The sequence below is a fragment of the Lysinibacillus sp. Y5S-8 genome (genome assembly GCF_036894365.1).
Taxonomy (GTDB): Bacteria; Bacillota; Bacilli; order Bacillales_A; family Planococcaceae; genus Lysinibacillus; species Lysinibacillus fusiformis_D.
The window spans coordinates 2,689,440-2,709,057 of record NZ_CP145889.1; the positions used below are offsets into that span (position 1 = coordinate 2,689,440).

The window sequence follows — 19,618 nt, forward strand, 5'->3', positions numbered from 1 at the left end:
CCTTCTCACTCGTCATTTTATTTCACAAAAGAGTAATCTTTTATCATTTGGCAAATTTCCACCTTATAGTTCGAGTACCATTTATCTTGTCCCAATTGTTGTGCGGTTAAATGTTTGGCATTATCTTTCCATGCTTGAATAGCCTCTAGCGATTCCCAATAGGACACCGTAATGCCTTTTCCTTCCTCGTTCCTGACACTTTCAACACGCAGAAAACCAGGCTGTTGCTGTGCTAGGGCATCGATGAGGTCGGCCATTTTGCCATAGCCCTCCCCATCCTGTTTAGTTCTTTGAGATGTAAAAATCACTGCATAATAGGTTTCCATTTATTTCTCCTCCTCTATTACTTTTATTGTAAATGATAATGAAATTAACTAAAATCAAAATATAGAAAACTGAAAGGATTGTGACATATGGGAATTAATCCAAACATGGCGGAGGTAGCGGCACTTCTTGGCGAAAGGTCAAGAGCAACCATTCTTGCTAGCATGATGGACGGGCGTTTTCATACAGCTAGTGAACTGGCGTATATGGCTGCCATTAAACCACAAACTGCTAGCTTTCATCTTGCTAAATTAGTAGAAGGAAAGCTGATTAAAGTGGAAAAACAAGGGCGGCACCGTTATTTTCAATTAGCTGGTGAAGACATTGCTCAATTTCTTGAGTCTTTTCTCGTCATCTCGCCGCCACCTGAAGTACGTTCTTTAAAACAATCTAGCCAAATGAAATTATTGCAGGATGCTAGAACTTGCTATGACCATCTAGCTGGTAAATTAGGTGTCCAATTAACAGAGTCAATGGTGTATGCAGGCTATCTAAAATTAGAGGACAAACAATTTATCCTGACAGATGAAGGCACTTTATTTTTTACTACATTCGGGGTGGATCTAGCTGCTTTAAAAAGAAAACGACGCTCCTTTTCACCTGCTTGTTTAGATTGGAGTGAACGGCGTTACCATTTAGCAGGTGCACTAGGCAATGGTCTATTAAACCAATTATTAAACCTCGGCTGGCTTACACGTGTACCATCTATTCGCGCCATTAAAGTGACCGAGAAAGGTAAAAGAGGTTTTAAAGAGGTATTTCATTTAGACAGCTAGAAGAATAGAGGGCTTTTGGATTACCCCACTAGCCCTTTACTCTACTAAAAGTACGATTTACTAAATAAATCCCACTAATGATAAATAATCCACCAACCACTAACGATTCATGTAACGTTTCGTCTAATACTACCCATCCTGTTAGCACCCCAAAAAAAGGTGCTAAAAATAAATAGGCACTTGTTTTTCCTGGATCACTATTTTGAAGAAGATAGTACCAGCCTGCAAATTGAATGATGGAAGAAAAAATACTAAGCCATAACAAAATCAATAATGACTGTGGATTGACAATAAAGTATGGTTGCTCTAACACAACACTTCCTAGTAAAAGGAGTAAGCCCCCAAACAGCATTTGATAGGCTGATAAAACCCATGTATCAAAGAACATTCCCCATGTTTTCACTAAAAGTGTCGCAATCGCCCAAAATACAGCGGATAAAAGTCCAAATAGAAGACCTATTTTCAATTCAACTTGTGCCCCCATTGTAATGATCACTCCGATTAAGCCAAGCACAACCCCGATCCACTGATAGAAACGATAGCGTACTTTGGTAAAAATGGTGGCAAATATGACAACGAGTAAAGGGTTTGTAAATGTTAAAATAGATGATTCACTTGCTGTAATGGTGCGCAGACTTAAAAAAATACAGCCCATTACACCAGCCGTTTGAAATGCTCCGATGATGCATAGCTTGAGCCATTCTCTCTTTAAGGTCGGATGAGGTCTTTTGAAAATCATGACAACAATGACCATTAGAATGCCTGCCAGCATAAATCGAAGGGCAGCCAATAATAATGGTGATGAATACGGTAATCCTAATTTTACGATAGCAAACGATGAACCCATTAAAAAGGTTGTTACTATTAGTAAAGCAATAAATTGATAGTTTTTCATACAAGATACTCCTAACCTGTTTCATTAATCACTACTATCTGATTATAAACAGGAAGCTATTCAACGCTTATCGAAGTATGGATTACATCCATGTAAAAGAATGGGACAAATAGATTACTACCCAAAGCGACTTCATTGGGGAGGTATTTTATTTTCATGAATTTCAATAAAAAATCTTACCTCTAACAACAAAGAGGTAAGATGCTATAACTATCAGTTATCCATAAATTCTTTTAGGTTTTCAACAATTTCTTGTGATCTTGTATGGTGTAAGTAATGGTCACCGTCCAATGTGATTACTTTTCCATGAACTGAATTTTTGACTTGCTCTTCATGCAATGGTATCCAATTTTTTTCAATGCCTTCACTTTTCGCCTGAACAAATAACAAAAGAGGTAAATCTTTAGGGAAAGTTACGTTTTTGGCTGCTGTAAAATTCATTTCTATATTTGTTAATTCATTGGAAGTGCTCGTATTATAAAAGTTTTTGTTTGTAATCATCCGTATTTGTTCTTTTGTATCATCATCATACGGTAGGCCAGCATATGGATCATCTGAAAATTTTATAAGAACTCTAGCGATCCCGGTTTTTTTGAGAAGTTGTAACGACTTGATTGGGAATTTCGTATCCATACCGTCTTGAGTAGGCACACTGCTATCAATTCCGACAAATGCAGTCACCTCATTCGGATATTTATTGACATAATCAAGTCCATAGATACCTGCTATAGAGTGTCCCATGAGCATATAGCGGTCAATTTTCAACGCCTGTAAAGCTTCATGAATCTCACTCACTATGTTGTCGGTGCTTCGTTCTTTATCGGTATCATCACTTAAACCATAGCCAAAAGGCTCTATTGAAACGACTCTGTAATGAGGAGTCAGTTCTTCGATAAGTGGCTTAAAATCAAGTGTTGGTGCTGCTGTTCCGAAGCCTGGTAATAGGACGATTGTTTCTGCCCCCTTCCCTTGGATGGTAACATTCATTTTTCCCTCATTCACAGTAATGAGCTGACCATAGGGTTCTATTTTCCCTTGCTCTATTTTGTTGCAGATAATGTTTACAATAAACACAATAGCAAGTAGCAGCACTATCGTTAAACCGATAACAGCTAATGATTTAAGTAAGATGCGAAAAAATTTTTTCATTTTTATGCACGAGGGCTCATCTTTGCTCGTGCTTTCCTCCCTTACAACAATTATTCCAGCTAGCTTACTTAGCTGTTATTGACCAGTGTAAAGGACGAAGATGTCTACCCTATGACGGCAATATGAACGCAATATGAACAACAAAAAAATTTCGCTATCTCACGCATTTACTGTGTAACAAGAGGCAATTGGATAATAATGGTTGTTCCTTGTCCAAGCTTACTCTCTACTTGAATGTCTCCTTGATGCAATGATACGATTTGCTTAACGATTGCGAGACCCATTCCACTACCATCATATTTACGACTATGTGAACGATCCGCCTTAAAAAATCGCTCAAAAATACGCTTCTGATCCTCTAAAGAAATCCCAATGCCCGAATCACTTACTCGAACTATCACATGATGAGCGTCCTGCTTCATACTGACCTCAATCATACTACCTTCATTGGAAAATTTAATACTATTAGTAAGAAGATTGGTCCATACCTGATTTAATTGGTCATAATCAGCCATTATATGAACAGCCTGTAAATGAAGATTAAACTGGATGTTGCGAGCAGACCATTGCGGCTGAATTGCAACAATTACTCGTCTAATTTGCTCATCCAGACTAAACGTCGCACGTTGCATTGGCTGTGTCTTCGACTCGAGCAAACTTAGCTTTAACAGGCTATCACTCATCTTAGACATTCGCTTTGCTTCCGACATGATAATATCAAGATAGCGACCTTTCTCCTCGTCTGTAATATCTACTTGCTTCAATGCTGCTGCATAGCCTGATATGGAAGTAAGTGGTGACTGAACCTCGTGTGAGACGTTCGATACAAACTCTCTCCGCATTTGCTCCAATTGCTGTAACCCCTCCGCCATGTCCTCAAAACTTTTGGCCAAGGTACCTAGCTCCCCTGATTGTTTAATATTTAACTCGACATTGAAATCTCCACCTGCAATATGCTTTGTTGCTGTTGTCAATTTTTTTATTGGCTTGACGAGAAACCTAGCAGCCACTATAAACACGACACTGCCAATAACAAGAGCATAAGTAGCAAAATTCAATATCAATTTTATAGCAAAGGAGGTAGAAGGGAGAGAGATGGGTTCGATAAACATCGCCTTAGTCCCCATTGCAGTTTGTAGTGGCATTCCTACAAAAATAGACGAAACACCACCCGGATTAACTTGAATGACTTCCCCATCCAGTACACTTTGAACTTGTGTCATTGTTACATTGGCTAGTGGAACACCCTTTTGCTCTCCGTAGGATTTGAACTGCCCCTTTTCTTCATAAATGCGGATATAGTAGGATTCAAGCTGATGCATTTCACGAATAAAATGTTCTGCTTCATTAAATGGCAATGTCTCAAATATATGGACAATGTCCTGACCAAAATTCACTAGGGGGATTTGTAAGTTTTCATTCAATTTATCTTCAAATACCCATGTTGCCATAAAAAAGGATATAGTTGTGCCACCAATTACGGCAACTAGAAATGTTAAAACGACACGCGTATATAATGATTGAATCATTCGTTAACCTCAAGTCGGTAGCCAAGACCTCGTACTGTCTCAATCTGAAATTCAGTTGTTGCAGTGAAGCGCTCGCGCAGACGCTTAATATGTACATCGATCGTTCGATTATCGCCAGCATAGTCCATTCCCCAAATTTGATCGATCAGCTGCTCTCGTGTGTAGACCTGCCCAGGTGTTTCCGCAAGCTTATATAATAATTCAAACTCCTTTAGCGGCAGCGAAATAGACTCTGTTCCATTTTTAATTTTATAGGTCTGACGATCCAGCATGATTTGACCAAGTTGAATGATCTGCGAGTAGCCAATCCTGTAGCGCTTTAGAAGAGCCCTTACTCGTACCGTCAACTCTAGTGGGTCAAAAGGCTTTGTCAAATAATCATCTGTTCCGAGCTCAAAGCCCTTCACTTTTTCCCATGTTTCCCCTCTTGCTGTCAGCATCAGTAAGGGAAGCTCAGCATTTACTTTGCGCAGCTCCTTACATAACGTCCAGCCATCCATCGCCGGCATCATAATATCCAGCACAACAAGATCGACAGGCATTGAGTGATAGATGGCTAGAGCTTCTTTGCCATCCTCGGCCTCTATTGTTGTGAACCCGTCTTTGCGCAGAAAAAGGCAAACAAGTTCACGAATATTCGCATCATCATCCGCAACAAGTATAGTCGGCATACGTTCGTTCCCCTTTTCCAATGTATTATTCACATACATTATACTATATATCTGCTTCACTTCTCCTTTACCACACACTGTTATCAATAGCTGACGTCCCAAAAATAAAAAACCCCCTTCCTCTATACGAAAAAACGATAAAGGAAGAGGTTTCTATTCAAGCAATCAGCTGTGCAAACCACGCTACATAATGGGCGCCAGGAATCAATAATAGCTGTGCCACAATCGTTCCTAAAAATCTAGAGAACATCATCATAACGGAAGCTTTTTTTAATTCAAGATAACTTCCTCTCTTATTGATGACATCATCGGCCAGTATGGATATTTTAGGATCAATAAATAGAATCAAAAGTATCGTCGCTATGCCATTGATTAATCCAGATGCCATAACCGCAGTAGTCTTTAATTCTGGTACTAACAAAGTGGCATACAAAGCAGATAAAACGCCAATGGTATAAATCGCTGTTATGACAATATTGATAACAAATAATTTCATCGGTATATCCCGTAAGCTAATACCTTTTAAATAAGTAAAATGAGGTTTATGAATGTGCTTCATACCTCGTCTTACATATTCAAACGTAAAGCCCTTTTTCAATAAAGCGGGGATTGAGCCTCTTTCCTCTGCCAAATGGACGATAGCCCTTGAAAAAATAGCTATGAAGGTTGGGATTAGTAAGATCCCTAGTAATGTTCCAAGTGATGCCGCTCCAATAATCAGTCGAAATTGGTTTTCTACATGTATCAAAGCCTGATCGGCTGGTGCTGTATCAACAAGACTTCCTGTAAATGGTTGCTGCATCATATTCGCCAGCCTCGACACCATGACCATCACATTAAAAAGAGATAAAGCCGATGCTAGTAATTTAACACGTGCCCCTGATAAACGTACGGCATAAGCAAGTGTCTCAATAGCATGAATGATTAAAATGAATAAAGCAATCATGATTAATTTATCTGTGATTAACTCCACTTCTATACCTACTCTTCGCTTTCCTACAATTTAACATTGTGACGTTTCTCCCACAAAATAGTTCCGATTGAAAAGATCTTACCCTAAAAAGATATGGGTAAGATCTAAAAAGCGCTTCTATACAATTGTGCTACGCTGCACTTCTAAACCAAATCACAGCTGGAACATTTATCTTTGTTCAAAGATGACGCTCCTTTTCGTATTTGGCATGATAGTAATGGCTATATGTCAATGTAAAAAAACTAAGACCATTTGGTGTTGCTTCACCAAATGGTCTTGTAACAAGATGAATCGATTCCAAGGTGTTTTGCAACGCAATTAAAGTGAACGAACTTATATGCTAACAGTTCAAGTACTAAAGCTATAGGCGTTCAGTAGCTTATAGCAACCTCCATTGCTTCGTGAACTATCCACCACTTAATTTTCTAGGTGGAGAAATCACCTTATAAGGGATAATGGACTTGTCCTTTTTGTCATGCACAGCGTGACATCAACGTTAGTAAGAGTGGCAGGTCTAAGATTATACGCTTATAAATACTGTTCGTATGATAATCTTAACGAATTAGTTTCCACGTATAGGCTGACATTTTGTCATTGAAGTTATAAGACGTTAAATTGAATAATTGTGCTGAACCAGTTGTGTTTGCTATCGTTACACTATTCCCTGTAAAATTACTATGCTCATATATAGTTATTTCTGTATAAGGTTTTAATAAAATGGATGACACTTGATCATTCCATTGAGAATGTGGAAGATAAGTAAAATCTATTCCCTCTCCATCTATATGCTCAAATAAGTGTGGCTCATCAGTTGGTAGATTGCGAAAATTAGAACGTATTATCTCTTCATGTAATTTCGGATTCCATCTATCACCTATATAGTCCATAATGATCCATCCAGCTTTTGTTTCAAGATTCTTTAGATGCTCTAATCTCACTTTAGCCGCAGTAATGCTGTTCAAGTAGGAAGCATAGTAATACGGACTACTCCAAGCCGTACCACCAGAAGACAAACTTGTGAAATTGATATGAATGTGATTTGGATTATCTTTATTTAATGCTGTCTCTTTTAGCATACTATCAATTGCTGCTTTCTTCTCCTCATAGTTCACATTATATTTATCTTGTACCGTTATTTTCACATTACCATTTGTCATAGAAGTAAATGTTGCGTTATCTTTCCACGCAAAATTTTTATATCCACCAGTCATCGTACTACCAAAATATCTTCTTAAGAGTACGATTTTTCCACGAGAATCCCCTAAAGTTATATTCCCTTCTGTCTTCAAGAAAATAGAATCTCCAAAATACTTATTTTCAAAGGTTCTAGCAAATGACTCTTTTGCTCCTGGCATGGATTCATACTCTTCTTTTAGAGACATTATAATGGTTTCACTTGGATGACTTTTTAAAAATTCTTTGGCTTCATTAATAAATTGCTGGAGTGTTACATAAAGATAAACAGGTCCATGATGTAGAACAATTGTATTATCATCCGTTACACGTCCTCTGATGTCAAAAAATCTGACACCTTGATCCATTTGAGAGCGAAAGTCATTTTCTTGCGTTTTTGCCCATACGGATTTTATAGGATCCTCCAGTCTGAATGTACCACTATCATGGGTTCCTGGAATAGAAATTTCTGCTAATGCGCGAGAGTTAGGTATTTCTCTCATCCACTCTGATAAATTTATATTATTTTGTTCGGAAGCTGCCAGAGAAGTTAAGTGGACACCACCTAAAGAAAAAAGCATTGTAAAGAAAAAACATATACTTGCGATTACTTTCTTACTTTTTAATATCACCATAAATACAATCTCCTTCTCTTTCACTCACTAAAAACTACCATTTATCCAATTTTTGTTGAGGTGAGTATGTCAGATCTAACAAAAGCATTCTATTATCCAATGTTTTTTGAAAATGGATGGACAAGCTATAAAGAGTAGCTTCAAAAAACGTTTTTCCCAATCTACCTCTTTTAAAATACAAGTCTTATTAGACGGAATTAACAGGTGCACTGCATCGTTTTTTATAATCATAAAAAACGATGCAGTAGAAATTCATACCCATTATCATAGCAAAAAGTAATCTACTTTCAAGATTCTAGATTTAATTCTTTTATCCCCTCTTTTAATGTGACTGCATCTATTTTTAATGTTTTCCAGCTGTCTTTAGCTGCATTCAAGTTAGGAAGTAAAAATTTAAATTTATTTTGTTCGGCCTTGTCAGCTGCATTCTCAATATGTCTGAGTACTCCTGTATATTGAGAATCTAAGTCATTCCATTGTGCAGACATAAAAGTAAGAGCATTAATCGCATCGTCAAGTGCATTATACATCTCACTAATACTATTATGCGCAACTCCAACTACACGATTTAATGTTAATTTATAATCAACGGTCTGTTGTAATTGTTTTAATAACGGTTCTAATTGACTTAAATTCTCTTTTGCAATCCCCAACATAATACCGCCGGCAATTAGTGTAGGAATAGTAGGCACCGCTATTGTTATTATTCCATCAGATTCTAATTTTTTATAATAGTTTACTGATTCTAAAACTTCATTTAAACGTTTTTGATCATCCTCAACTGCTGCCCCTTGGTTTTTTAAAATTGACTGTAAGAGCTCTTTGTTACTTCCAAATGCTCTGACATCTTTTCCAATATTGTCTCTTAATTCCATTAACGCTTCTATTAATTGTTGTGCACATTTTTGATTTTCTTGAATTTCTTCTCGTAAATCTGTAATTCCTTCTATTAATGTTTCTCCATCATTTGCATTTATTGCATATACAATGACGTCATAATAATTTTCAAATTTAGTATCGTATTCAATAATCCCGGTCAATGTATCAATCAGCTGTTTTTTTACTTTTGTATCCCATGTAAGGGCGTGTGCTCTTGCATCCTTTTGGTCTTGTACAATTTTACCTGGTAAATCCTCGTACCCATTAATATTTATTCCTTCAAAGTTCACATCTGGATTTTTGATCAACATATACGAATAAGCATTCATAGATTTTGCAAAAAGCCCAGCCTTTTGCAAGGTTTCTCTCATTTTGGCTTCATTTGCTGAAAGAGACGTATCATCATAGTTCGTTTGCTCCATTTTGCTTGTAGTTGCATAAGCGGTTACTGGTGATACTATAGAAGTGGATGTCAGGGTTAAAGCGGCTGATACAGCAAGTAGATTGTAAAGAAACTTATTATTCATTTTATATTCCTCCCTATATACTTTTTAAGTTTTAGTGCATTAGTCTTGTGTGAAAGCAATGTCTTTTGCAATAAATTCCGCATCTTTATGAATATCATTCCAACTTTGTTTAGCTGCTTTTAAATCATCAGGTATTAAAGAGAGCTTATGATCTTGCATTTGATCGATATTATCATATAAGTCTTTATAATTTGCCCCCATTGTATTCCATTGCTTTTGGATGTTTGTTAGAGACATGATTGCTTGATCCACTGTTTGATACAAATATGTTAAAGTGTCTTTTGTGTTATTAAGTGCAATAACTGCTTGGTTAGCAAGATCAGCTTTTGTGCTTAATTCCCCTATTTTATGGGAAATTTCGTTATAGGCATTCATATGATTAGATGCCATAATACCGGATGCTGTCCCTAAACCGATACCAGCTGCACCGAGTGCTGTAAGGCCACCAACAACAACCGGCGTTGCTGTTCCACCAGTCACAACAATTACTACCCCTCCTGCAATCGTTCCAATAACTAAAATAGCTGCTCCCAATCCTCCTCCAATTGACCATGCTAAAACATTGTTAAAATGGTCTTTCTGAGTGGAAGATAGCTGCTGAATTTCAGCATGAAGTTGTGGAATCAATGCTTCTTTTCCAGCTAATATGGCCGTTAATCCACCCTTCCCATCTGGACCACCGACATTATTTTTAAAATCAATTGAATTTGTATAGAGTTTCGTTTTGAAATTTTCTAATATGTTAATTACTTCTGTCACTTCTTTTGAATTTGTATGAATTGAACTGATTAGATCACCTATGCCTTCTTTTAGCCCCTCCCTATCTTTTTTTTGGACAATGTCTATTAATGTGTCGTAATAATTATTAAATTGTTCATCGTAATTCACGATATTACGTGCTGTCTTTTGAATTTTTGGCTTCGCTGTATCTAACCAATAATTTGCATTGATTCGAGACAGATCCTGATTAAGATGAATATTTTTGATTAATTCTCCCCCTTCTGACCCTAGATCAATATTGGAGAGATTTACATTCGGTTGCTTAATCATTGTTTTTGCGTACAAATCCATTACAAGAATATGAGATCCCGTTTCAGCTAACGCCTTCTTCAGTCCCTCAGGTCCTAATTCATAATTTCCCTGTTTTTGAACGACCTCTTTTTGAGCGCTCCATTCTTGTGCAAACGCATGAATAGATGTACTATTATTAGCAGTTAAAAGCGTTGTCAATGCAGCCAAGGTTAACACCTTATACGAAAATTTCTTCATATTTTTTCCTCCCTACTTTTCGATAGGTTTTTACAAATTCTAAGCATCAAAATTTATTAACCTGTTCCTCAAGTTGATTGATTATATTTTTTAATCTTCTTAATGTATCTTGTTGAGACAGTTGATTAGCCGCATCAGCATCAGTTGATAATTTTGTTATATTATTTTTTATTAGGTTCAAATCTGCTTTATAGCGTTTCAATAGGTCAATTTCTACATCTACTTGACTAGCAAATGTATGCAAATCATGCTGCATAAGAAGAAGCATGGATTGTTGTAAATCTGCTATTGTTAGTTTCTTTGTTAAATCATATAGTTTTTGATTTTGGATCTCTAAATCATCTAAATATGCTCTTTGTTCAGCCATTAGTTTGTTAACTTCAGCGAAGGTATTATATGTTTTTTTGATTTTTTCTGGGTCAATTGTTTTCATAAGGTCATACTCTTTTGATTTTGTAGCAGCGGCTGCAGCAATTTCAGCTTGTTTATCTTTCTCAATTTTTTCACGAGCCTCTTTTTTAGCTGCTTCAATCTCTAGAATAGATTTCCCCTGTTCTTTTGCTTCTTGCTCTGCTTTTTTCTCTGCTTCTAGAATAGCGTTGTTAATTTCCTTTCCTTTGTTATAGGCTGCCACCGCTATTTGAGCTGCTGGTTCAATGATATCTTTCGAAAGACTATAAATCTCTTGGAAAATATTGAGTCCCTGTTCATTTAAAGCCCCTGGTATCAATGCTATTTGCTGTAAATCATTGTGAATTGATTTTTTTGTATTTAGTAATTCAGCCTTTAGCTTGTCTATTTTCCCTGTTCCCTCTGCGCTTAGTACCTCCTGCGCTTTTATCACATCAGTATCGAGATTTTTTAGTTTTTTATCAAGCTGTAATTTAAGATCTGTTAGCTCATTCATTTGGTATTGAACACTTTCTTCGTTTGTCAGAACCATTTCTTGAAGAACTTCCAATCTATCCAAAAAGCCTTCCTTATTTTCCTTAGTGTCTACAAATTCTTTTAATGTAGGATAATAGGCCTGAAATTTTGTTACAAAGCCTTTACTTTTTGAATTGAGTAAAATTAACTTTGGATAAAGTTCCACTGCCCACTCCTTCATATCTTGTTTTATTAGAAATTGCTCTGTATTTAAAGCTGGTACTTCCTCTAACTGTACATTAGGGTTCATCAAAGCTTTGTCTATATACATTTGAATCAACTTTGATTGTGCACCTAATTTTCTTAATGATGAGGACAGAGCCACGTTCTCCTCTTGCATTTCTACTTGCACTATAGGCGTTGCAAAAGAATGGATAGGACTCACTCCAGTAGCAACAATCGATGTTATTATCAACCCTGTAATTATTTTCTTTTTCATTGTTTGTACCTCCCTACATAGATTGCCACAATATTTTTATTACAATTTGTTCTACATTTGTACACCTCTAATCTACTATTGATATTAGGAAAGTTCTTAATAAGAATATACATCCCTAATAATATAAATTTTAGAGAAAGACACATATTTTGGCAAAAAACAACATAAATAGGCTATTTAATGATGAAAATAGATTTTTATGTCGTTTATTTTTTTGAAAAACCACTAAAACAAACTAAATAAGTCTATATTTGTTACATTTTGCTAATAATGAGTGGATTTAGGGATCAATATTGACATATTTTTTACTGGAAAACTATATTTTGTATGAATAGATAAACTTAGAAATTCTAATTTTTCCGCTTATTTTATAGAGTTCACGCTATTCACATTTCAACTTCTTCCATTTCCACACTGGATAAAAACTTTTGTCCCCATAGAAAAACACCTTTCGTTGATAAGTTTATCAACGAAAGGTGTTTTTATTTGTCTTGTTAGATTTTTACTTTGAAAAATGAGAGGTACAGCTTTCGTCTGCTTTTTCACCTTCGAGAAAGAAAATAACTATAGGAAATGGTTCACTTTTCTTTGAAGCAACTCTTTAAACTTTGAAACTATCCCCAAACAAGATTGTTTCGTAACCAATGTAGTTTATACTATGCTCAAGCTCTTTTAGACCAAATCACTACGGGAATGAGCAGTAAAGACAATAGCCCTCCTGCTAAGGACAATGCCGCATAACTAGCATTCGCGACGACCATTCCTGATAGAGCACCACCAGATGCCCCCGCTAGTGCAACTAAAACATCCATTTTCCCTTGTGTTTTTGCACGTGTAGACGGCTCGGTCGCATCAACAATTTGTGCGGTACCACTAATTAAACCGAAGTTCCAGCCTAACCCCAGTAAAGAAAGTGCTACTATTAATAAAACCATCGAATCGCTTGGAGCGAATGCCGCTAATAAACCCGCTAGTAGCAAGGTAACACCGGCGGCAATACTCATGACTGTTCGTCCAACTTTATCAACAAGAATACCTGTTACAAGCGATGGCAGATACATAGCCCCTACATGAAATCCAATCACAATGCCTACTTCCGATAATCCATGTCCATGATGTTTCATATGTACTGGTGTCATCGTCATGATTGCGACCATGACAATCTGTGTCAGAACCATCACCGTTGCCCCTACTGCTAGACCTCTTTTATTGCCAGCTGTATGCAAGGATGGTGCTTGATTATCTTTGTTCATTTTTTGCTGATGTGCCTCAATGGCCTTAGCTATTTCTAAAGGATCAGGACGCAACATAATAAATAACACAAGCCCTGCGACAATAAAGGCAACAGCAGATAATAGAAAAGGACCTGCAAGAGATGGAACACCAATGGATAGCGCCACTCTCCCCATCATTTCTACTAAGTTTGGACCTAAAACAGCACCGAACGTTGTCATCAGCATAGTCGTACTAATCGCCGTGGCACGTTGTTTATCATTGGCTAAATCCGTCCCAGCATAGCGAGCCTGTAAATTCGCCGCAGTGCCAGCACCATAGATTAATAGAGAAGCGAACAAAACGATCACACTATTCATTATAGCGGCCAGAACGACACCTATGGCCCCTATTCCACCGACTATAAAACCTGTTGCTAAGCCTGTGCGACGACCATATCGTTGCGACAGTTTCCCTACAATGAAAGCTGCTCCTGCAGAGCCTAACGTAAATAATGCAGACGGTACACCTGCATAAGCATCTGTTCCTAGCATTTCTTGAGCTAACAGAGCACCTACTGTAATACCTGCCGCAAGCCCAGCCCCACCAAAAATTTGAGATAGACTGACAACGACCAACACACGCCTATATAAGTTTTTTAGTTTCTCTGGGGACTCTATATAGGATTCTATTGAACCTTGATCTTTTACAACCATTTTTCAACCTTCCTTCTCTAAATATAATGTATTATCTATGTAAATATCCCTTTTAAAGTGCCATCATCTTCAAGGTATTCTATGCGTACCAACCAAGATTAATTGAATCTATAAAATAAAGAAGGAACCGTCCTCATTTCATAGACAGTTCCTTTCATCTGCCACCACCCTTATATCGCTAGAGGTATTGGTGTAGAGCATGAGTTACATGGAATTAATACGCATGCATAACCACTTTCTTCTTTTTAGAATAGAGTAAGAAAGTAGTTGTTAAACCTAAGCTAATAATCCCGAAAACAAGCCCCATGCCACTTAAACCGATTAAATCTAGCATCATCCCTGTAGATAAGAGCACAACTTGGAAGACGACCGAATCAATCATATTACGGAATGAGAAAAAACGTCCGTGGAACTGTTTGGGTACTTGTTTCTGGAAAATAACCATCGTTGTCGGGAAAAAACAGCCGACTGAAAAGCCAAAGACCCCAAATGCTACTAAAGCGAAAAATGGAATTTCCGCCAATAATAATAATAGCTCCATTGAGCCGATAATAAAGGCTAATGAAAAGAGCAGTGTGCCCATGTGTACACGTTCAGCAATTATTTTTAAGCCTGCAGCACCTAGCATAAAGCCAATGCCTTCGACTGTATATAACAATCCTGAGATGGTTGTTGATTGATGGATTTCAGAAATTTTCATAATGACTAAATTGAAAGAGCCTAAAAATAATGTGGGAATTAACATTAAGACGAGTGTCATCAGGACGACCGGATGCTCCTTCACCATAGGCCATACTTCTTTAAAGTTTCCTTTGTCTTTGTGTGTCAGTGTTGCATTTGTCGTTTCATCTAATTGCAGTAAGCTTGTAATAACAAACATGATCACATAGACAATAAATGAAATAATATATAACCATTTTAAGTCAAAGAAGCTTAACATAAACCCTGCTGCGGCTGTGCCAACAATTCTTGAAATGGTTCTAGCATTCATTTGCCAAGCATTAAGCGTAATTAAATCTTGTTCCTTCGCAATCATTGGAATAATCGATTGCAAGGCAGGCATATAAAATGCGGCTGCTATTTGCAACGTAATTAAAAAAAGAATCATCCAAATAACCGAGTTGGTATAAAGTGCGATAAACATAAATAAAACACTAATGATTCGTCCGATACTTGCCATCTGGACAACCGTTTTTTTCTTCGATTGGTCAATGATGCGCCCTGCCATTGGACCGACGACCAAGCCTGCTAAAATACCACAGGAAATAATTAATGATTTGTGAAAGTCTGAAGGTACTACCTCTTGCATAAAGGCTAGATTTCCAATAATGCCAGCCCATAGGCCAAGTCCGACGACAAATTCACCTAATAAAATAATCCATACGTTTCGATTTCTCCACATGCTGTTCTCCTTGTTGTTTCTTCAATAAAATTTATCGTAACAAACTATTAAATATTCGTACATAAAAATATAGAAAAATTTGTTAGAATCTAAGCATTCTCTTTCTAGCATTTCTTAATGAGTATACTATTTTTCTTAACTGAAATACTCATCCAAAAGGTTGAACTTCCATCTAAAAGAAAAAACACCGTTTGATGAGCGCATCAAACGATGTTTTTCGTTAAGACATTTCTAGCTTATGAACAAGTGCTTTTTTTCTACGTTCGATTATTTTTTGGCTGATGAACGTCACAATAAATATTAACCCTACTGTTGTCGCCATCATACCAGCTATAGAAGTATCCCAAAACTTCGCTAAATAATAGCCGATAACCGAAGCTGCAGCACCAAAGAGCATACTATAGACAAACATTTGCTTAATCGTCTTACTAATTAAATAGGAAGTGGCGGCTGGTCCAATCAACATGGCAACTACTAAAATGGCCCCTACACTATCAAATGCCGCAACAGTCGTGAAGGAAATGGATGTCATAAAGCCATAATGAAGAAATACAACGGGAATCCCAATGGTAGCCGCATACACAGGATCAAAAGTGGCAAGCTTCATTTCTTTAAAGAATAATAGCAAGAAGGCAATGTTAATCACTAGGACGAGTAACAACATCCACACGGCCTTAGGCATCGCTAGCCCAAGCAGTGTCCATTTATCCCAAGGTACAAAAGCAATTTCCCCCATTAGAACATGTTCAACGTCTAAATGGACATTGCCGGCATATAAGGTGATCAGGAGGACACCTGCCGCAAACAAGGAGGTAAAGACCACCCCTATTGCGGCATCTTCTTGAATGCCAGAAGAATGCAATAGTTGCACAAGGTAGGCTGTTAAAATTCCTGCAAACGCAGCACCTACAAGCATCCAAAAGCCATTTAATGTCTGGGTAACAAGGTAGGCCATCACAATACCAAAGAGCACCGTATGACTGATGGCATCTGCAATCATGGACATTCTACGCAAGATAAGGAAGACACCTGCAATCCCACATGTCACACCAACTAATAATCCTGTGAATACAACCCAAAATTCGATCATCCTACATCACCCTGCTTTCGAAATTGCATTTTTCTACGATATTTACTAATTTGACCTGCAGGACTAATAAAATACGATATAAAGAATATTCCTGCTGCTACTAAGACGATAATCGGACCAGTCGATAACCCTGTTCGAATCGCACTAATAAAAGTTCCTGTTATGCCAGCAATTCCTCCAATCGCGGCACTCAAAATAAGCATCGTGCTTAATTTTTGTGTCCATAGCTTGGCACTTGCAGCAGGAATAATTAATAAAGCAGACATTAATATGACGCCGACAGCTTGTATACCTGTGACAATTGTCATCACAATTAAAACTGTTAAGGTTGCCTTTAAAGCCTCAATTGGTAAGCCAATCCCTTTTGCATATACAGGATCAAAGATGAGTAGCTTCCATTCCTTATAGAGTAAGAGACTAACCATTATAATAATGGTTGCACTAATAAACAGCCACATTAAATCCGCTTTGGTCATCGTCGCTGCCTTGCCAAAAATAAAATTATTCAGACCGCTTTGATTACCAAGTGGACTACGGTTGACAACTGTTAAAAATACTACACCAACACCAAAAAATACAGTGAGGACTAAACCAATGGCAGCGTCAGCCTTCATTTTTGAAAACGATACAATCCATTGTATACAATACACAGATAATGCAGATGTGATGCCCGCTCCTAGCATTAAAACCGGCAATTCCTTTTGACCTGTTAGCAGGAATGCGAGCGCAATACCTGGTAATGCTGCATGTGCCGCAGCGTCACCAACTAAGCTTTGTTTTTGCAAGAAGGAGAAAGTGCCTGTTATACCAGCTGCAATGCCCAAAAGCATTGTTCCACTAAGTACCCACAATAAATTACCACTTAACATTGTGTCCCTCCTTACGCATGCTGCATCATGAATAGTTTACCACCATACGTTTTTTGTAATTGTTCTGGTGTAAAAACATCTTCTGTTGCACCTGATGCTAAAATCGTTTTGTTTAATAGAATCGTATAATCAAAGTATTCTTTGACGGTTTGAAGATCATGATGGACGACAAAAATACTTTTTCCCTGTGCCTTTAAATCTTTTAAAATATCAATAATGGTTTTTTCAGTCGCAGCATCTACACCTGCAAATGGTTCATCTAAAAAATAAATATCTGCATTTTGAGCAAGTGCTCTAGCTAGGAATACACGCTGCTGCTGACCTCCTGACAGTTGTCCGATGGAGCGCTCTGCAAAGTCCAGCATCCCAACGCTTGCTAACGCTTGTCGCGCAACAATTTTATCTTGCTTGGATGGTCTTTTAAATAAACCTGTATGGCCATAACGTCCCATGAGCACTACATCCAACGCATTTGTAGGGAAATCCCAATCCACAGCATTACGCTGAGGGACATAGCCAACAACTAAACTTTTCGGCTCAAACACCTTCCCTAGAATTTCAACCTTTCCTACTTTATTAGGAAGTTGATTTAAAATGGCCTTTAAAAAGGTTGATTTCCCTGCACCATTCGGACCAATAATGGCCGCTAGATGACCTTTAGGTACCGTCACACAGGCATTCTCTAATACTGTTTTTTTATCATATGCTACTGATAGATTTTCTACTGTTAATGCATCCATACCATTCACCTACTTTAATGCATCGACAATTGTGTCGATGTTATGTTGATACATACCAATATATGTACCTTCCGTTGTTCCTTCAGCACCCATGGCGTCTGAGAATAATTCCCCACCGATGACAATGTCGTGACCTTTTTCTTTAGCCCCTTCAATTACAGCCTTCATCGCTTTATCGGATACACTCGATTCTATAAAGAGAGCTTTAATCTTATTTTCTACTAAAAAATCAACCATTTCCTGAACATCCTTAACACCATACTCTGAATCTGTACTAAGCCCTTGTAAACCACGTACTTCAAACCCTTGGCTTCTACCAAAATAATTGAACGCATCATGAGCAGTTACTAAGATTCGTTGCTGTTGTGGTATTTCGTTCACACGGTTTTGAGCATAGCTTTGTAAATCATCCAGCTTCTTTAGATAAGATGCTTCATTCGTTTGAAAATCATCTTTAAATTCAGGGTATTCTTCCTGAAGTTGTGTACTGATTGCTTTGACAACGCCTTTCCATAGCTCAATATCAAACCATATATGCGGATCATGTAACATCGAATCATCGTCACTTGCAAGGAGCTGCTTTTCATCTAATGTCTCGCCCACTGCTAAAACCGTTTTGTCCTTCGCCATTTGTTCAAAAATATCAAGCATTTGGCCTTCTAAATGTAAGCCATTGTAAAAAATGACTTCAGCTTTATCCAATTTCGATAAATCACTTTGTGTCGCCTTGTATAAATGGGGATCTACCCCTGGGCCCATCAATGCCGATACTTGTAAATGATCGCCACTAATTTCTTTAATTGCATCCGCTATTTGTCCAGTCGTTGCGACAACAACGCCTTCTTTCTTCCCCTCTGTTTCAGTTGAACAACCGAATAATAGAAGGGAGAGTGATAGTACCATTACACCTAACCATTGTTTCATTTTTTTACCTCATCTTTCTCTTTTTTAGTGATTGCTTGAAAAATAGCTAATATGTACGAAGTAGCGAGTTAGCGGACAAGCCATACCTTTCCTGTCATGCCCGCCTTTTAGCAACTGCTGTCGTTCACATCACCGATTTTTCTCATACAATCGCTTAATTTATATTCATTTTCCTAATAAGCTGGCGCCAGCTCATCCAGAAAAGTATTAACACTATACCTGCCCCTACAGAATCGGTGAGTTTCCATAGTATTGCCAGAAGAATTAAAATGACCATTGGAAAAATTGTCAGTTTGATATCACCTAAATTTTTCATACACGCACTCTTCTTTCTCTGTAGATATTTTGTTTCCCTTAGGAAAAATATATGCTTAAAACAAAAATAATTCAACCTTTTTATGAAAATTTCTTTTGAAAATTTTTTTTCATTAAGAAAATATAATTTCGCCCAAACAAAAAAATCTCTAATTATTTCATTAGAGATTTTTTATAAAAATGC

At 37.4% G+C, this 19,618-nt stretch carries 16 protein-coding genes and 1 pseudogene; 1 reads left to right on the plus strand and 16 read right to left on the minus strand.

Annotated features, from left to right (window positions below; translation table 11 throughout):
* Positions 1 to 17: 17 nt before the first annotated feature.
* A complete protein-coding gene (locus tag V6670_RS13065) occupies positions 18 to 326 on the minus strand; it encodes an antibiotic biosynthesis monooxygenase (RefSeq protein WP_338651364.1) in 309 nt (102 codons plus the stop codon).
* 87 nt (positions 327 to 413) lie between these two features.
* Here V6670_RS13065 and V6670_RS13070 point away from each other — a divergent pair, with 87 nt between their 5' ends.
* Positions 414 to 1,100, plus strand: coding sequence for a winged helix-turn-helix domain-containing protein (locus V6670_RS13070; protein ID WP_338651365.1), 687 nt, complete (start codon positions 414 to 416; stop codon positions 1,098 to 1,100).
* Between the two features lie 28 nt (positions 1,101 to 1,128).
* On the opposite strand, the gene V6670_RS13075 is transcribed toward V6670_RS13070, so the two are convergent.
* The 15 genes and pseudogenes from V6670_RS13075 to V6670_RS13145 all read right to left on the minus strand — a co-directional run bounded on the left by V6670_RS13075 (position 1,129) and on the right by V6670_RS13145 (position 19,119).
* Positions 1,129 to 1,995 (minus strand): DMT family transporter, encoded by an 867-nt coding sequence (locus V6670_RS13075; RefSeq protein ID WP_338651366.1) that lies wholly within the window; start codon positions 1,993 to 1,995, stop codon positions 1,129 to 1,131.
* 213 nt (positions 1,996 to 2,208) lie between these two features.
* On the minus strand, positions 2,209 to 3,144 hold the full coding sequence (locus V6670_RS13080) for an alpha/beta hydrolase (protein WP_338651367.1): 936 nt from the start codon (positions 3,142 to 3,144) through the stop codon (positions 2,209 to 2,211).
* Between the two features lie 167 nt (positions 3,145 to 3,311).
* A complete protein-coding gene (locus tag V6670_RS13085; RefSeq protein WP_338651368.1) occupies positions 3,312 to 4,673 on the minus strand; it encodes a HAMP domain-containing sensor histidine kinase in 1,362 nt (453 codons plus the stop codon).
* Positions 4,670 to 5,344 carry a response regulator transcription factor gene (locus tag V6670_RS13090; RefSeq protein WP_141903792.1) on the minus strand — a complete coding sequence of 225 codons (675 nt, stop codon included), beginning with the start codon at positions 5,342 to 5,344 and terminating at the stop codon, positions 4,670 to 4,672. Before V6670_RS13090 ends, V6670_RS13085 begins: the two co-directional genes overlap by 4 nt.
* A 157-nt stretch (positions 5,345 to 5,501) precedes the next feature.
* The gene (locus tag V6670_RS13095) at positions 5,502 to 6,290 is read right to left on the minus strand and encodes a lipid II flippase Amj family protein (RefSeq protein WP_036126929.1); all 789 of its coding nucleotides are present in this window, start codon (positions 6,288 to 6,290) and stop codon (positions 5,502 to 5,504) included.
* Positions 6,291 to 7,132: 842 nt separating this feature from the next.
* Positions 7,133 to 8,071, minus strand: a pseudogene (locus V6670_RS13100) (phosphatidylinositol-specific phospholipase C domain-containing protein); the annotation flags it as partial.
* A gap of 341 nt (positions 8,072 to 8,412) precedes the next feature.
* Positions 8,413 to 9,531 (minus strand): HBL/NHE enterotoxin family protein, encoded by a 1,119-nt coding sequence (locus V6670_RS13105; protein WP_338651369.1) that lies wholly within the window; start codon positions 9,529 to 9,531, stop codon positions 8,413 to 8,415.
* Positions 9,532 to 9,570: 39 nt separating this feature from the next.
* The gene (locus V6670_RS13110) at positions 9,571 to 10,800 is read right to left on the minus strand and encodes an HBL/NHE enterotoxin family protein (protein WP_141903715.1); all 1,230 of its coding nucleotides are present in this window, start codon (positions 10,798 to 10,800) and stop codon (positions 9,571 to 9,573) included.
* Between the two features lie 46 nt (positions 10,801 to 10,846).
* Positions 10,847 to 12,166, minus strand: a complete 1,320-nt coding sequence (locus V6670_RS13115) for an HBL/NHE enterotoxin family protein (protein ID WP_036126937.1) — start codon at positions 12,164 to 12,166, stop codon at positions 10,847 to 10,849.
* 662 nt (positions 12,167 to 12,828) lie between these two features.
* A complete protein-coding gene (locus V6670_RS13120) occupies positions 12,829 to 14,094 on the minus strand; it encodes an MFS transporter (protein WP_338651370.1) in 1,266 nt (421 codons plus the stop codon).
* A 214-nt stretch (positions 14,095 to 14,308) separates the two neighbouring features.
* Positions 14,309 to 15,496, minus strand: coding sequence for an MFS transporter (locus V6670_RS13125; protein WP_338651371.1), 1,188 nt, complete (start codon positions 15,494 to 15,496; stop codon positions 14,309 to 14,311).
* 220 nt (positions 15,497 to 15,716) lie between these two features.
* Positions 15,717 to 16,586: a metal ABC transporter permease gene (locus V6670_RS13130; protein ID WP_089932599.1), complete on the minus strand. Its 870-nt coding sequence runs from the start codon at positions 16,584 to 16,586 to the stop codon at positions 15,717 to 15,719.
* Positions 16,583 to 17,455 (minus strand): metal ABC transporter permease, encoded by an 873-nt coding sequence (locus V6670_RS13135; protein ID WP_036126949.1) that lies wholly within the window; start codon positions 17,453 to 17,455, stop codon positions 16,583 to 16,585. Before V6670_RS13135 ends, V6670_RS13130 begins: the two co-directional genes overlap by 4 nt.
* Positions 17,456 to 17,466: 11 nt before the next feature.
* Positions 17,467 to 18,195: a metal ABC transporter ATP-binding protein gene (locus V6670_RS13140; RefSeq protein ID WP_036126951.1), complete on the minus strand. Its 729-nt coding sequence runs from the start codon at positions 18,193 to 18,195 to the stop codon at positions 17,467 to 17,469.
* Positions 18,196 to 18,204: 9 nt separating this feature from the next.
* Positions 18,205 to 19,119, minus strand: a complete 915-nt coding sequence (locus V6670_RS13145; RefSeq protein ID WP_141903709.1) for a zinc ABC transporter substrate-binding protein — start codon at positions 19,117 to 19,119, stop codon at positions 18,205 to 18,207.
* Between the last annotated feature and the right edge of the window lie 499 nt (positions 19,120 to 19,618).

Coding starts and splice junctions, on each gene's coding strand:
- V6670_RS13065 (WP_338651364.1), bottom strand. CDS start 326: ATGGAAACCTATTATGCAGTGATTTTTACATCTCAAAGAACTAAACAG.
- V6670_RS13070 (WP_338651365.1), top strand. CDS start 414: ATGGGAATTAATCCAAACATGGCGGAGGTAGCGGCACTTCTTGGCGAA.
- V6670_RS13075 (WP_338651366.1), bottom strand. CDS start 1,995: ATGAAAAACTATCAATTTATTGCTTTACTAATAGTAACAACCTTTTTA.
- V6670_RS13080 (WP_338651367.1), bottom strand. CDS start 3,144: ATGAAAAAATTTTTTCGCATCTTACTTAAATCATTAGCTGTTATCGGT.
- V6670_RS13085 (WP_338651368.1), bottom strand. CDS start 4,673: ATGATTCAATCATTATATACGCGTGTCGTTTTAACATTTCTAGTTGCC.
- V6670_RS13090 (WP_141903792.1), bottom strand. CDS start 5,344: ATGCCGACTATACTTGTTGCGGATGATGATGCGAATATTCGTGAACTT.
- V6670_RS13095 (WP_036126929.1), bottom strand. CDS start 6,290: ATGATTGCTTTATTCATTTTAATCATTCATGCTATTGAGACACTTGCT.
- V6670_RS13105 (WP_338651369.1), bottom strand. CDS start 9,531: ATGAATAATAAGTTTCTTTACAATCTACTTGCTGTATCAGCCGCTTTA.
- V6670_RS13110 (WP_141903715.1), bottom strand. CDS start 10,800: ATGAAGAAATTTTCGTATAAGGTGTTAACCTTGGCTGCATTGACAACG.
- V6670_RS13115 (WP_036126937.1), bottom strand. CDS start 12,166: ATGAAAAAGAAAATAATTACAGGGTTGATAATAACATCGATTGTTGCT.
- V6670_RS13120 (WP_338651370.1), bottom strand. CDS start 14,094: ATGGTTGTAAAAGATCAAGGTTCAATAGAATCCTATATAGAGTCCCCA.
- V6670_RS13125 (WP_338651371.1), bottom strand. CDS start 15,496: ATGTGGAGAAATCGAAACGTATGGATTATTTTATTAGGTGAATTTGTC.
- V6670_RS13130 (WP_089932599.1), bottom strand. CDS start 16,586: ATGATCGAATTTTGGGTTGTATTCACAGGATTATTAGTTGGTGTGACA.
- V6670_RS13135 (WP_036126949.1), bottom strand. CDS start 17,455: ATGTTAAGTGGTAATTTATTGTGGGTACTTAGTGGAACAATGCTTTTG.
- V6670_RS13140 (WP_036126951.1), bottom strand. CDS start 18,195: ATGGATGCATTAACAGTAGAAAATCTATCAGTAGCATATGATAAAAAA.
- V6670_RS13145 (WP_141903709.1), bottom strand. CDS start 19,119: ATGAAACAATGGTTAGGTGTAATGGTACTATCACTCTCCCTTCTATTA.